The organism is Streptomyces sp. NPDC017936 (assembly GCF_044328485.1).
Taxonomy (GTDB): domain Bacteria; phylum Actinomycetota; class Actinomycetes; order Streptomycetales; family Streptomycetaceae; genus Streptomyces.
The window spans coordinates 403,702-418,092 of the sequence record NZ_JBIRHK010000006.1 but is presented as its reverse complement, the minus strand read 5'-3'; the positions used below and the strand labels follow the sequence as shown (position 1 = coordinate 418,092).

Genomic DNA, 14,391 nt, shown 5'->3' with positions numbered 1-14,391 from the left:
CGGCTCATGGCCTGCGTTCGAGGGCCAGGGCGGGGTGGACGGGACAGCACTCGTCCTCGAACGGACCTTCGTCGTCGCCCGGCGCCCGGTGCGTGCACAGGGGGTCCGGGCACTGCCAGTGCTCCGTCTCCGCCGGGGCGCGCCGGATCGGGAAGATCCGCTCTCCCGGGGCGGACCCGGTGGTCGGCGCGGTGTCGTCGTCGGGGCTCTGCGCCGGTTCGTCTTCGTGCGGCTCCGTCGCGCGGTCCGGTGCCATGAGTTCTCCTCGGCCGTGGTGGATGAAGGCTGCCCAGACGTAGGGGTCGGCAGGGTCGGTGTCGTCGTTCCCGTCGCCTTCCTTTCCTGAGCCGCGCCCTTCCGCGGTCGTCGGGGACGCGTCGCGGGGCGTGCGCAGCGCGGCGAGCTGTGCCTCGCGCAGGGCGTCGGCGGCCGCCAGGTCCCGCTCCCGCAACCGCCGGTGGAAGTCCAGCATGAGGTCGGCGGTCCGCCGGTCGTCGACGAGCCAGAGGGAGCCGACGACGGCGGAGGCTCCGGCGGCGAGGAAGGCGGTGGCCAGGCTCAGCGCCTCGTCGTGGTCCCCGGAGGGCACCCCCGTGGCGCAGGCGGACAGGACGGCCAGGGGCCCGGGTTCCTGTCCGCCCTGCTCGGGGCGCCGGGGCAGGGGCGTGAGGAGGCGGCGGACGGTCAGCCGCTGTCCGCCCGCGAGCAGCAGATGGGAGGCGGTCGGCGGCTGGACGAGGGCTCCGTGGCAGGCCAGATGCAGCAGAGCGCAGGGGACGGAGTTCCGGCCGGGGAGCGCCGACAGGACGCGGTTCGGTGTGGCCGGGTACGCGTCCGGTGTGCCTTTGCCGCCCAGGAGTGTGGCGGGCCCGGGCCAGCCCGCCCGGACGCCCTCGGCCTCCCGGCGGGCGTGCTCCAGGTCCCCGGTGGGGTCTCGTACGACGACGGCGGCGGCGTCCGCTCCGGCGCACGGCCGGTCGGCTGCCTGGATCAGCTCGCGCCCGGAGGCGGCGTACGAGAAGGCCGCGTCCTGCACCGCGTACCGGTACTGCCCGGGCCTGCCGGTGTCCGGTCTCCGCGCGGCGTGCCACGGCACGAGTCCGAGCGGGCCGGTGGGAACCAGGTAGAGCCGGGGGCAGCTCCCCTCCGCCGGGGCGCCGGTACGACCGGCACACGGTGCGCGGTTTCCGTCGCGTCGCAGACCGAACTCCTCGAGGACCGGGTTCACGACGGCGGGCCAGGCCCAGTCGCACACCGCGTGCAGGGCGGAGCGCCACGCGGCCCTCGACCGGGAGCGGTCGCCGTCCGTCGCGGCGGCCACGTGGGCGTCGTGTGCGGCCAGGAACGCGGCGAGCGGTCCCGAGCGGACGAGTTGCCGCAGGGGGAGGACGCGGCCGCTTCCGTCGGGCCGTACGAGCAGTGCCCACCCGGAGCCGTCCTGCTCACCGGCGACGAGGTAGACCAGCCCGTCCGCGCCGAGCTGCGCGAGTGCCTTGCCGATGAGGGTGCGGGAGGGGACACGGACCAGCGGCGCCCTCACCTCACCGCCGCCGCGGCGGTACAGGACCTCCAGCGCCCGGTGCCGCAGGTCGTCGGGAACGCCGGGCAGGTCCCCCGGAGAGGCGGCGCCGGGAACGATCGGGACGACGCCGGGGGTGATCGGGACGACGCCGGGAGTGGCCGTGCCGTCGCCGCGCGAGCCGGGGAGGCCACTCGCTCCCGCGCCCGCGTCTCCTCCCGGTCCTGCTCCCGCTCCCGCCAAGGCGAGGCCGTCGGCCTGGGATCCCGCACCGTGCGGCGGGAGGCGGACGAATCTGCGGGCCGTGTTCCGCCGGGAAGCCTGCCGCCACGCTTCGGCGAGTCCGGGCTCACCGGCCTCGTCCAGCAGCTGCGGCACGGTGGCGGACGCGGTGCCCGCGGACAGCACGAGCGCCCGCGCGGACTCGGCCGCGGCCACCGCGTCCCGCGCCGCGTGGTCCTCCAGGCACCAGTGCAGGACCTGGCCGGCGGTCCGGGCCGCCCGCCGGGCGGCCCGCAGTCCGTCGTCCGTCCCGGACTGCAGCAGCACGTCCCAGGACCGGTCGGCCAGCATGCTCAACCCGGTGGCACGGCTGAGCGCGTGCTTGCCCCGGGCGCGCTGGGCCACCGCGAGCCGGTGCCGTACCAGGGTCCGCCGGGTGTCTCCGAGGGTGTCGCCGAGCCGGGCGAGGGCCCGCTCGAGCACCTCCTCGGCGCGGCGGAGGTCGTCGGGGTCGGCCCGCACCGCGTAGCGCTGGAGCAGTACGGTTCCCTGCAGTTCGAGTGTCATCGCGCGGTCGGGTGCCGTGCGGCCCTCGACCGCGAGGGCGGTCTCCAGGTCGGCCCAGGCCCGGTCCAGCAGGGCGGTGTCCCCGGACGTCTCCCGCGCCCCGGCGAGGTGCGCCTGCAACAGCGCCTGGGCCCGGTTCCGGGCGAGCGCCGCCCTGGCCGTCTCGCCGTCTGCGAGCGAGCCGAGGGCTTCGTCGAGTACGGCTGCGGCGCGGGTGAGCTCGACGGTGTCTCCGGTGTGCGCGTACCGGGTGGTGAGCAGCGTGGCCTGGTTGTTGAGGCAGCCGACCCGGTCCGCGGAGCCGGCGGGCAGCAGGGTCAGGGCCGCTTCGGTGTGCCGGAGCGCCGCTTCCAGGTCGGGCCCCTGTCCCAGGTGGACGAAGCGGGTGTGCAGCGCGGTCGCGAGGTTGGCGTGGTACTGGCCGCGTACGAGTCCGCTGGGAGGCAGGTCGCCCAGCGCCTCGGACATCAGGCGGACGCCCGCGTCCAGATCCGTGAACGCGCCGTGGACCTCGAAGCGCAGCACCATGACGAGCCCGAGGTGCGCTCTGCGGACCGCGGTGTCACGGTGCCCGTCGGCGGCGGCCTCGACGGCCCGCCGGTGGCCGTCGACGGCCTCGTCCAGGTCCGCGGGGTCGCCGGTCAGCCCGAAACGCTGTTCCAGGGCGGAGGCCAGGTTGCCGGTCCACAGGTCCCGGTGCGGGTCGCCCGGCGGGCCGAGGACGGTGGCCCGGCGCAGGTGCGCCACCGCCTCGTCGAGGTCCTGCGCCCGGCCCCGCCGCTGGAACCGCAGCAGCAGGCTGTTGCCGAGGCTCCCGTCGAGCGTCGCGGCCTCCGGATGACCGGGGGCGGCCGCGCCGACGGCGCGGCGCAGGGTGTCGACCGCCTGGTCGAGGAGGTTCGGCTCCCCGTCGAGCCAGAAGGCCTCCGCGTACGCCACGCCGAGGTGGCGCAGCCGCATGGCCAGGTCCGGGTGGTCGTCCGGAGTGCGCTCCACCGCCTCCGCGAGGACCTTCACCCCCTCCCGCAGGTCCTCCGGACGGCCGCGCTCCCCGAACCGCATCACCAGGACGTTGCCGAGGACGGTGGCCCACAGCGGGCCGGCCGGATGGTCCGGTCCGGTCAGCCGGTACGCCTCCGCGATGGCGCCGTACGCCCGGTCCAGGTCCGCCGGATCGCCGTACCGTCCGAAACGCGTGCACAGCGCGTTGGCGTAGTTGCCGGTCACGGCGTGGCGCGCGGGGGCGTCGGCCGGTGTCCGTTCGGCGGCGCCCGCCAGGCTGCGCACCGCCTCCTCGAGGGTGTCCTCCTCACCTCCGTGCTCGTACGCGAACAGCAGGGCGTTGCCCAGGCCGCCGAGGTACCGGGCCTGTGCCGGGCCGGCCCCCGCCAGGTCGGCCGCCCGGCGGTAGTGCCGCAACGCTTCCGCGAGGTCGCGGGCGTCCCGCACGTCCCGGGCCCCCGCCGGGCCCGGCTCCTCCGGGCCGGACGTGCGGAGGTACGCGATCAGGTCCGCCGTACGGGACCCGGCGAGCAGCCCTTCGGGCCGTCGCTCGGCGGGTTCGCCGTCCCCCGGGCCGTGCGCGAACTCGAATCGTGCGAGCAGGACGTGTCCGGCCAACTCGTGGAGGGACTCCCGCCCGCTGTCCGCCACGGTCAGGGCGCTGCGCACCGCCGCCAGGGCGAGGTGCCCGTGCTTCGGCTCGGCGAACCGTTCGTACGCCTCGAGGGCGTCCCGCGCGAGGTCCTCCAGCCGGCGGCCGCGGTCCGGGTGGTCGTGCGGCGTCAGGTCCAGCGCCCGCAGGCGGGCCACCACCGCCGCCTCGGCGAGTCCCCTCTCCTGGCGCCGCCCGAACTCCGCCCCGTACGCGTCGGCGAGTTCGTCCCACACCTGCTCGGGCGGGCCGCCGTGCCGGCGCGACCGGGCGGCGAACTCCCGTGCCGCGTCCGGAACTTGCCCCTCCCCCGACGGCGCGTCCTCGCCCCCGCCTGCGGCCCCGCTGCCCGTCCCCATCGGGCAAGCGTCGCTCGCGTCCGCCGCGCGCGGCAAGGGGACGTCCGGATCCGACCGTTGCGGTGCCAGGCCTGTTCGGAAGTGGCTGGACCTGTTGCCGCGGTGGCTCGGGCGGCCCGGCCGGCCGGCTCCGGTGCGGGGGCGGGGGGCCCGTGCCGCCATCATCAAGGGTGTCGACGGTCATCACTCGAAGGAGCCGAGACCGGGTTCCTCCGAAAGCAGTGAGATCCGGATCCTCTTCGCCTTCGATCCGGTGCGCCGGGCGGTACTGCTGGTGGCCGGCGACAAGGCCGGAAACCGGCAGCGTCGGTACGGCGTCACCATCCCGGTCGCCGAGGTGCGCACCCACAAGCTTGCGGAGATCCGACGCGAACAGGCCTTGCCCCAGCGCCAGGCCACCGCGGCTACGGGAGTCTCGGCTCCTCGCGTCTCCATGATCGAGCACGGCGGGCTGGACCGGGCCGGGGTGGCCACGCTCAGGGCCCTGTGCGGAAGCACTCGGAGGCCGGCTGCGCGTGGTCGCGGACTTCGGGGACGCGGAGTACACCGTGGCCTGAACCGGCTGCCGCTCCCAGCCTGCCCGGCACGGACAGCTCTTCGACGCGCTCCGGGAGCCGTGGAAGCACCCACGCGTGCGAGGAGAGCCCTTGGCGACGAAGAAGGCCCGGGTCTCTGACCCGGGCCTTCTTCGGGGAGCGGGTGACGAGGGTCGAACTCGCGCTCTCAGCTCGGGAAGCGGCGGTCATCGGGGGCTGGTGGTCGGCAGGGGTGGGACTGAGGGCGGGCACCGGTGTCGTCTCCCTTCACAGGCGCCGCCGTCCGAGGCCGCGGCACGCTCGGTTCGGGCAGGGTGCGAAAGAGCAGCCAGCTCAGCACGGGCATCAGGACGAGCGGCGCCAGGGCGGTCCGCAGGGACGTGGCGTCGGCGAGGCTGCCGATGACGGGGCTGGTCAGGCCTCCGATGCTGACGGTCAGGCCGAGGGTGATCCCGCCGGCGGTGCCGACACGGGAGGGCAGGTAGTCCTGGCCGAGCGTGACCTGCAGCGAGAAGGGCACGTACAGGCCGGCCGAGGTCAGTGCCACGAACAGGTGGACGGCCGGTCCGGGCACCCACACCACACCCGCGATCGCCGCGGTCGTGATCAGGTACGACCAGCGCGAGACCGTCACCCGGTCCCACCGGGCGGCCAGGGACCCGCCGAGCACCGAGCCGATCGCACCGCCGAGGTAGAGCACGGACAGGGCCGCGGTGCCCGCGGCCGCGCTGCCGCCCGGGCGCTGGCGGACGTACAGCGAGAGGAAGGTGCTCAGACCGATGAACGCGATCGATCGGAAGACCACGGCCAGTGACAGTTTCACGAAGGAGGCGATGTCGTCCCTCCCGGCCGGCACCGTCGTACGGGGTCCGGCGGCCTGCCGCTGCTGCAGGGCGCGCACCACGGGCAGGCACATCGCGGCACCGACGAGGGCCGGCAGTACCAGCAGGGGCGTCCAGCGCAGTCCTCCGGTGGTCACCACGGCGGTGACCATGAGCGGGGCCAGTGCGAAGCCGATGGTGCCGCCCGTGGAGAACCAGCCCATGGCCCGGTGGCTGCCCCGGCCGGCGATGCGGGCGACGCGGGCGGATTCGGGGTGGTAGGCGGCCACGCCGATCCCCGACATCGCGACGCATGCGAGGGTGAGCGGGTAAGAGCCGTTCAGGCCGCTCAGCGCGATGCCGACACCGCCGAGCAGCGTGCTGACCGGCAGCAGCCAGGGCATGGCCCAGCGGTCGGTGAGCGCGCCGAACACCGGCTGCGCCACCGAGGACAGCAGTGAGGCGGCCAGCACGATGCCCGAGGCGACCGCGTAGGTGTAGGCACGCTCGGCGATGAAGAACGGCACCAGGGCCGCCACGCAGCCCTGGTAGATGTCGACACAGGCGTGGCCCGCGGACAGCAGAACGATCGATGTGCTCCTTCGCATCGCGTCATGTTCCGGTCCCGGCACCATGTCGCGCTTCCGATAATCTGCCACGTGATGAGGGAAAGCCGCCACGACCCCGTGGCCCCGACCCGCACCCAGTGGCTGGCGCCCGGCGGCTCGGTCGACGCCCACCGGCACGACGACCACCAGATCGTCTACGCGGGCCGCGGGGTGCTGGCTGTCACGACCAGCGAGGGATCCTGGGTCGCCCCGGGCACGCGCGCCATCTGGGTGCCCGCCGGCACCGTGCACGCGCACCGGGCCTACGGCGAACTCGACCTCCACCTGGTGGGTCTGCCCGCCACCGAGAACCCGCTCGGCCTCGACGCACCGACCGTGCTGGCTGTCAGCCCACTGCTGCGTGAACTGATCATCGCCTACACGGGCGCGGAGGACGACGACAGTCCCGAACGGGCCCGCCTTCGCGCGGTGCTCCTCGATCAGCTGCGGGCCTCCCCCCAGCAGCCGCTGCACCTGCCCACTCCCACCGCTCCCCTGCTGCGCGCCCTGTGCGACATCCTGCGAGCCGACCCGGGCGACGGCCGCACGCTCGCCGAACTCGGCCGCGAAGTCGGGGCGAGCGACCGCACCCTGTCCCGGCTGTTCCGCAGTGACCTCGGCATGACCTTCCCGCAGTGGCGCACACAGCTTCGTCTCCACCACGCGTCGGTCCTCCTGACCGGACGGACGCCGGTGACCGCGGTGGCCCATCAGTGCGGCTGGTCGTCCACCAGCGCCTTCATCGACGCCTTCCGCCGCGCCTTCGGCCACACCCCGGGCTCCCACCGGACGGGCCTGAGGTGATGAACCTTTTCCCACCTCAGGCCGACGGGGACAGGGACCCGTGGCGGAAGGGCCGCCCAAGCCCCGGCGTCGATCTACGTCTGCTCGGCGGACCACCGGGCGGCCTCGCGTTCGCCGGCGCTGACCAGCCCTGTCTCGTAGGCGACGATGACGGCCTGGACACGGTCACGGAGTCCGAGCTTGGCGAGGATGCGGGCGACGTGCGTTTTGACGGTCGCCTCGGCCAGGTGGAGACGGGCCGCGAGTTCGGCGTTGCTCAGTCCTCGGGCCAGCAGACCGAGGACCTCCCGTTCGCGCGGGGTGAGCGAGGCGAGGTCGCGGTGGAGGGCGGCGGTGTCGTCGTCGCGCCGGGTGCTGTGCCGATGTCCGCCGCCGGCGAAACGCCGCACGAGGCGGCGGGTGATGGCGGGTGCGAGGAGAGCGTCGCCGGTGCGAACCGTGCGGACGGCCGCGGTCAGCTGCTCGGGGGTGACGTCCTTGAGGAGGAAGCCGCTGGCCCCGGCGGACAGTGCCGCGTAGACGTACCGGTCGAGGTCGAAGGTGGTCAGGATGATGACGCGGGGGCCGTCGGCGGCGCCGGTGAGGATGCGGCGGGTGGCCTCCAGACCGTCCGTCTCGGGCATCCGGACATCCATCAGGACCACGTCGGGCCGGGTGCGGCGGACCGCCTCGACCGCTTCGGTTCCGTTGGTGGCCTCGGCGACGACGTCGATGCCGTCGGCGCGGAGGATCAACCGGAATCCGGTGCGGACCAGGGTCTGGTCGTCGGCGAGGAGCACCCGCAGCGGCTCGGTCACGGTGTCTCCAAGGGGATCAGGGCCTCCACACGGTAGCCGCCGGTCAGGCGTCGGCCGGTGCTCAGGGTTCCGCCGTGGACGGCGAGGCGCTCGCGCAGGCCGATCAGACCCCGGCCGTTTCCGGTGGGCGCGTCCGCGCCCGGGTGTCCACCGGTGTCGGTGACTTCCACCCGGAGCCGTTCCGGGCCGTAGGCGACGGTCACGGCGGCGGTGGCGCCGGACGCGTGCTTCACGGTGTTGGTCAACGCTTCCTGGACGACGCGGTAGGCGGCGAGTTCGAGGCCGGGCGGAAGGGGACGGGGCGGACCCGTCACGGTCAGGTCGACGGGCAGGCCGGTGTCCCGGACCCGTCCGACCAGCGTTTCCAGCTGGTCCAGGCCGGGTTGCGGGGTCAGCTCCGCCGCCGGGCCGGCCGGGTCCGCACAGCCGCCCGTCCCCTCGTCCTCGTCCTCGTCCGCCATGGTGAGCAGTCCCATGACGTGGCGCAGCTCGGTCATGGCCGCCCGGCCGCCCGCCTCGACGGCGAGCAGCGCCTCGTCGGCCTCCTCGGGGGAGGCTGTCATGATCTTGCGGGCGGCACCCGCCTGGATGATCATCACGCTGACGTTGTGCGTGACGACGTCGTGCAGTTCGCGGGCGATCCTGGCCCGCTCGTGCTCGACGGCCCGGCGCAGCGCCTCGGCCTGTTCGCGTTCCAGGGCCAGGAGCCGGGTGCGGCCCTCATCGGTCCGGAGTTTCCAGGTGCGCAGGCCGACGGCGGCCACGGCCATCGGGATCAGGATCAGCAGCGCGATGTACTGGTTGGGGACGATCGGGGTCACCGAGTTCCCCGAGGCGCCGACCAGGACGACCGACACCGGCAGTGCCGCCAGGGTCGCCGCCCGGTACGGGCTGTACACGGCGGCGCTGTAGACGGCGATGACGAACGCGTAGAAGGTCAGCCGCAGGACGCTCTGCGGTGTCGCCAGTGTCGCGGCCGTCACGACGCACAGCACGGCGAGCGGGCAGCGGCGGCGCAGCGCCAGGGCACCCGAGGCGACGGCCGCGAGGGTCACCATGAGGGCCAGGCCGCCGGGACCGGACGGGCGCGGCACGACGTACTCGACGCCGGGTGCGATCTCACGCACCACGACGACATCGGCGTTGTCGATGCCGTAGTAGACGGTGACGACGCCGAGCACCAGTGCCACGAGTACGTCGAACTGCCGGGCGCGCCGGGTGGGCCGCAGCGGTGGACCGCTCCGGAGCCAGGCGCCGCGGACCGTCCGGCGGGCCGCTTCCCGCAGTCGCTGCAGCGTCGTACGTCCGTCCGTCACCGGATCATTCTCGCCGCCGCGCGGACCCGCGGAGTCCGTCCCGGTGACCATTCCCGCCGTACCGGATACACCACCCGCCTACATCGCAGGGATGACGTTCGCGGGGGCCCGGCCCGGAGCGGTACCGCAAGGGGTCCGGGCGGGCGACGCGTGCGCGCCGGGCCCGCTCCTAGCGTTCACGCAGCCGACCACCCATACCCGGGGAGACTTTCATGACCATGCCGGTGATCGAACTGCGCGAGGTGAGCCGCCGCTACGACGACGGCCCGCCCGCCCTGCACGAGGCGTCGCTGACCGTGCGGAGCGGCGAGGCCGTCGCGGTCCTCGGCCCTTCCGGCAGCGGCAAGTCCACGCTGCTCCATCTGATCGCGGGCCTGGACCGGCCGGATTCGGGAACCGTCACCGTGGACGGGGTGCGGGTGGACCAGCTGGGCGAAGCCGGATCGGCGAGATACCGGCGATCGAAGATCGGCATGGTCTTCCAGTTCTTCCACCTCCTCGACGACCTGACCGTCGCCGACAACGTCGTCCTTCCGGCGCGGCTCGCGGGTGCGGCACGCGGCGGGGCCGACCGCCGGGCGGCGGAACTCCTGGAGATCCTCGGCATCGACCGGCACGCCCACGCCTACCCGGGGCGGCTGTCCGGCGGCGAGCGGCAACGCGTCGCGGTGGCCCGGGCCTTGATGAACCGGCCGGCTCTGCTCCTGGCCGACGAGCCGACCGGGGCCCTGGACACGGCCGCCGGACAGGACGTCAGCGGACTGCTCACCGACCTCAATGCCGAGGGGCAGACCATCGTCGTGGTCACCCACGACCTGGCTCTGGCCCGGTCCTGCACGAACCGTACGGTCCGGATCGCCGACGGCCGGATCACCGAGGACGTCCGGTCCCGGACCACCGCCGCGGAGGCGGTCCGATGAGCGCGCTCGGCGAGGTGGTGCGCTCGGGAGTGGGACGACGCCGGGTGCAGACGCTGGTGATCGGGCTCGCCACGATGATGGCGGTGGCCGCCTCCGTCCTCGGCGGAACACTGCTGGTGGTGTCCGGCGCGCCCTTCGACGACGCCTTCGCGAGGCAGCACGGCGCGCACCTGTCCGTGCAGTTCGACGCGGGCGAGGTGAGTGCCGGGCACCTGTCGAGGACCAAGGACGCCGAAGGGGTGAGCAGCGCGGCCGGGCCGTTCCGTACGGCGACGGTCACCCCGCGGTCGGACGGGAGGCACGGCCCCGAGTGGCCGATGACCGTGGTCGGCCGGCGCGATCCCGGCCGGGACGTGGACGAGGTGGCACTGCTCGAGGGGCGGTGGCCCACGCACCCCGGCGAGATCGCGCTGTCCGCCGACTCCCCGCTCCTCCCGGCCAGGGGCATGAAGATCACCTTCCCCGAGCTGTCCGACGGTCCGACCCTGACGGTGGTCGGTGTGGCCCGCTCGGTCACCCGGACCGCCGACGGCTGGGTGGTTCCGTCCCAGGTGCCGGCGCTCACCACGCCCGGCAGCGGCGGCTACCAGATGCTCTACCGCTTCACCGCCGCGGTCACCGCCGCGCAGATCACCGCGGGCGGCAAGGCCGTGACCGGGTCCCTGCCGCCAGGAGCGGCCGTCGGCGAACAGTCATGGCTCACCGTCAAGAGGACCGCCGAGCGCGACACCGCCCTCTACGTCCCGTTCCTCATCGCGTTCGGCGCCCTGGGCCTGGTCATGTCCGTGCTCGTCGTCGGCAACGTCGTCGCGTCGGCCGTCGGCTCGGCGACGCGCCGCATCGGCGTCCTCAAGGCCGTCGGCTTCACCCCGGCCCAGGTCGTGCGGGCCTACCTCGGCCAGGCGCTGATCCCGGCCGCCGCCGGCACGGCCCTCGGCGTCCTCGCCGGCCACCTGCTCGCCGTCCCCGTCCTGACCGAGACCGAGGAGGTGTACGGCGCCCCGTCCCTGGCCGTCGACCCCCGGGTCGACCTGGCGGTGGTCGCCGGGGTGCTCGGCCTGGTGGCGCTGACCGCGTGGGCGGGTGCCTGGCGAGCCGGGCGGCTGCGTACGGTCGACGCACTCGCCGTCGGGCGTACGGCTTCGGCGGGGCGCGGCCGGTGGGCGGCCCGCCTGGCCGGCCGGCTGCCGCTGCCGCAGCCGGTGGCCCTGGGCCTGGCCCGGCCCTTCGCGCGGCCCGCCCGCGCGCTGGCCATGGGCACGGGGCTCCTGTTCGGCGCCGTCGCCGTCACGTTCACCGTGGGGATGGCCGCCTCGCTCGGCCAGGTGGTGAAGGCCAGGGCCCACGATGCCGCCGATGTCGTCGTGCCCGCGCCCTTGCCGGACTCCGGGCCCCGAGACCCCGGCTCCGAGAAGCAGCCCGCGGTCGATCCCGCAGCCGTCGCCGCGGCCGTCGAGGCCGCCGCCGGAACCGGGAAGCACTACGGCGTCGCGACGGTACGGGCGACCGTGTCCGGCTCGACCGGCACCATCGACGTGAACGCCTTCACCGGCGACGCCTCCTGGGGCGGCTACACGATGGTCTCGGGCCGCTGGATCGACGGGCCCGGCGAGGCCGTGGTCCCGACCCCCTTCCTCGCCGCCACCGGCACCCGCGTCGGTGACACCGTCACCCTGAACGGCCTGGCCGAGCCGGTCACGGTCCGGATCGTCGGCGAGGTCCTCGACCCCCGCAACGACGGCATGCAGGTCTTCACCGACGCCTCGACCCTCACGTCCGCACGACCCGACGTGACGGAGACGAGCCACCACATCGCGGTCACGCCGGGCACCGACGTCGCCGGCTACGTCGACGCGCTGAACAAGGACCTGGCCCCGCTGGGCGTCACCGCTCGGGCCGGCGGGCTCGACGACGGCAGCGACATGGTCGTCACGCTCAACGCGCTGTCCGCGACCCTCACGCTCATGCTCGTCGCCGTCGCCGCGCTCGGCGTCCTCAACGGCGTGCTGCTCGACACCCGCGAGCGCGTCCGGGAGATCGGTGTCCACAAGGCGCTCGGCATGACCCCGCGACAGACCGTCGCCATGGTCATCACCTCGGTCGTCGTGACCGGACTGGTCGCCGGCGCCCTGGGCGTGCCGCTCGGCGTGGCCCTGCACGGCTGGGTCGTCCCCGCGATGGGCGACAGCGTGGGACTCCGCCTCCCCGGTTCCGTCATCGCCGTCTACGACTGGGCCGAACTGCTCCCGCTCGCACTCGGCGGCCTGCTCATCGCCGCCCTGGGCGCGCTCCTGCCCGCCGGCTGGGCGGCCAGGGCCCGAACAGCCACGGCCCTGCGCACCGAATAACAGGTCGGGTTCAGAGCTCGTCCCCCTCCCCCGGTCCCCACCGCGAGCAGCGATGGGGACCGGTCCGGGCGGTCACCGACGTGGCGATGACCGAGTGCGAGGCGGGCAGGTGGCCGGCTCGCGCGGTGGGGCCGCCCGGTCGCGTCAGGGCGCAGGGCGCCTGACGATCGTGCTGTGCATCTCCCGGCTGATGGCGCGGCGCTGCCTGGCGGTGGTCGCGCCCCAGATGCCGGCGTCCTCGCCCTGCTCTATGGCCCAGGAACGGCAGGCGAGCAGGACGCGGCACCGTCGGCACACCGCTCGGGCCCGGGCGACCTGGGGATCGGTCTCCCGCTCGGCCGGCGGGAAGAACAGTTCCGGGTCTTCGCTGACGCAGGCGGCTTCCCGTAGCCATTTCCGAGCGGCGTTCCCGGCCGCGATGTCGGTGTCGTGGTGACGGGACGAGCGTTCGTCGGGCACGGCGCACCTCCGCATGGTGCCGGCTGAGCCGACACGTGGCTGCGGCATGGCACTGCCGCAGGCCCGGCAGAGGTTGCTCCTCCCATACTAGAGCGCCGTGGCTACCGACCGGTGGAGGGGCTGTCGGGACGGGCGGTGTGGTCGGGGTGGCCGACGGTGCGCCGGGCTTCCTTCATCTCCGCCTCGTACAGGTGGTCCCTGCCGTCGGCCAGGTCGTCCAGGGCCTGCCGTTCCACCTGTTTGAACGGCTCGTAGTAGGTGCGGTTGTACTCCTCGATGATCTGGAAGGTCCACCGCCCGGGGATGACGTTGCGGCCCAGGATCTCCTGCTGCACGCGGTCGGCCCAGCTTTCATGGCCGGCCTCGCGCAAAAGGCTCACCGCCCGGTCCAGCTCCAGATCGGCGCTTCCGGTCAGTTGGTGGAAGGAGTAGAGGTGGCCGCGGGCTCGCTCGGTCGTTTCCAGGGCCTTCGACAGAGATCCGAGCGCTTCGACCGTGGCGTCGGTGACACCGTCGGGGCGCTGGTGTTCGGCGTCCGGCCCATCACCGTTCGTGTGCATCGACAACCGTCCTTCCGGAGAACTTCATGACTCGGGCCGGCGTCCGGGTTCCCCGAACGGGCGGCGCAGACATCACGTTTCTTCGTCCACGAGCTCGAGCGCGAGCCGAAGGCGAGGCCCGGGCGGTACTCGCAGGCCGCTCCGGCGACGGCTGAAGGGCTGCGTTCCGTCCCGGCTGCCGGGAAGAGCGAACGTCGCCGGGTGCTCCGGTGACGGGTGGCTCGGGCGATGCGGGCGGCGGGGCGCAGCCTGCTGCTCCGGTTCTCCGCGGCTGCCCCGGCCCGCGCTGGAGCGGTGGCCGTGACACGGGGGGACCGGTCCGCCGGGGTGACGCGCTGGGCGGTCTCGCACCGGTCGACCGTACGCAGCGGTGGTCGCTGCGACCGGGCGCGGCACGCCGGTGGTGTCGCAGTGGCTCGGCAGCAGCGTCTGCGGAGAGGCGAGGGAGCCGGCGATCCCGGCCAGGACCACTGCGGAGGAGACGGGACGGCGGACCTTGCCCCTGACCCGCTTCCCGGACCGGTGGGGCTGGTGAAGACGGTGTCCTGCGCGGCAGGGAGCGCCACCGCACCCCGGCGCGGTCCACGGACAGGATCGCGTTCATGATCCCGCGCGGATCGCGCTCGGGCGGGCGTCCGATGTTCAGCGCATGCCGGCGCCGCCGGTGTCGGACCGATCGGCACCGTCGCCGGCTGCGTGCTGAAGGCCGGCTACCGCCGTGGCGGTGGCCGTCGAGGCGGTGGCCGTCAGGCCTGCCTCCGGCAGCGGAAGCGGTGCCCGCTGACCGCGATACGCCCTCTACGGGAACGGCGAAGCGACATGCGGCCGAGATGTGCGGGAAATCGACTGCCGGGTACCGGGAGCGATTTCTAGCCTGGGCAGCATGGCGGCCCGGTGGAGG

General features: G+C 74.2%; 9 protein-coding genes. 3 read left to right on the top strand and 6 right to left on the bottom strand.

The window, feature by feature from the left end; translation table 11 throughout:
* Nucleotides 1-4: 4 nt before the first annotated feature.
* Nucleotides 5-4,321: a CHAT domain-containing protein gene (locus tag ACH4F6_RS15670; protein ID WP_397960687.1), complete on the bottom strand. Its 4,317-nt coding sequence runs from the start codon at nucleotides 4,319-4,321 to the stop codon at nucleotides 5-7.
* A gap of 723 nt (nucleotides 4,322-5,044) precedes the next feature.
* Complete coding sequence (locus ACH4F6_RS15665; protein WP_397960686.1) at nucleotides 5,045-6,286, bottom strand: MFS transporter; 1,242 nt, start codon at nucleotides 6,284-6,286, stop codon at nucleotides 5,045-5,047.
* Between the two features lie 54 nt (nucleotides 6,287-6,340).
* Here ACH4F6_RS15665 and ACH4F6_RS15660 point away from each other — a divergent pair, with 54 nt between their 5' ends.
* Complete coding sequence (locus tag ACH4F6_RS15660) at nucleotides 6,341-7,090, top strand: AraC family transcriptional regulator (RefSeq protein WP_397960685.1); 750 nt, start codon at nucleotides 6,341-6,343, stop codon at nucleotides 7,088-7,090.
* A 74-nt stretch (nucleotides 7,091-7,164) separates the two neighbouring features.
* Here ACH4F6_RS15660 and ACH4F6_RS15655 read toward each other — a convergent pair whose 3' ends face one another.
* Together ACH4F6_RS15655 and ACH4F6_RS15650 are read right to left on the bottom strand one after the other, a co-directional pair.
* Complete coding sequence (locus tag ACH4F6_RS15655; RefSeq protein WP_397960684.1) at nucleotides 7,165-7,887, bottom strand: response regulator; 723 nt, start codon at nucleotides 7,885-7,887, stop codon at nucleotides 7,165-7,167.
* A complete protein-coding gene (locus ACH4F6_RS15650) occupies nucleotides 7,884-9,254 on the bottom strand; it encodes a sensor histidine kinase (protein WP_397960683.1) in 1,371 nt (456 codons plus the stop codon). The genes ACH4F6_RS15655 and ACH4F6_RS15650 overlap by 4 nt, the downstream gene beginning before the upstream one ends.
* 161 nt (nucleotides 9,255-9,415) lie before the next feature.
* Here ACH4F6_RS15650 and ACH4F6_RS15645 point away from each other — a divergent pair, with 161 nt between their 5' ends.
* Entirely contained in the window at nucleotides 9,416-10,123 is a 708-nt protein-coding gene (locus ACH4F6_RS15645) for an ABC transporter ATP-binding protein (RefSeq protein WP_397960682.1), read from the top strand.
* A complete protein-coding gene (locus ACH4F6_RS15640) occupies nucleotides 10,120-12,471 on the top strand; it encodes an ABC transporter permease (RefSeq protein WP_397960681.1) in 2,352 nt (783 codons plus the stop codon). Before ACH4F6_RS15645 ends, ACH4F6_RS15640 begins: the two co-directional genes overlap by 4 nt.
* Before the next feature lie 144 nt (nucleotides 12,472-12,615).
* Here ACH4F6_RS15640 and ACH4F6_RS15635 read toward each other — a convergent pair whose 3' ends face one another.
* Nucleotides 12,616-12,930 carry a WhiB family transcriptional regulator gene (locus ACH4F6_RS15635; RefSeq protein ID WP_397960680.1) on the bottom strand — a complete coding sequence of 105 codons (315 nt, stop codon included), beginning with the start codon at nucleotides 12,928-12,930 and terminating at the stop codon, nucleotides 12,616-12,618.
* 101 nt (nucleotides 12,931-13,031) lie between these two features.
* Complete coding sequence (locus tag ACH4F6_RS15630) at nucleotides 13,032-13,490, bottom strand: hypothetical protein (protein WP_397960679.1); 459 nt, start codon at nucleotides 13,488-13,490, stop codon at nucleotides 13,032-13,034.
* Nucleotides 13,491-14,391: the final 901 nt, after the last annotated feature.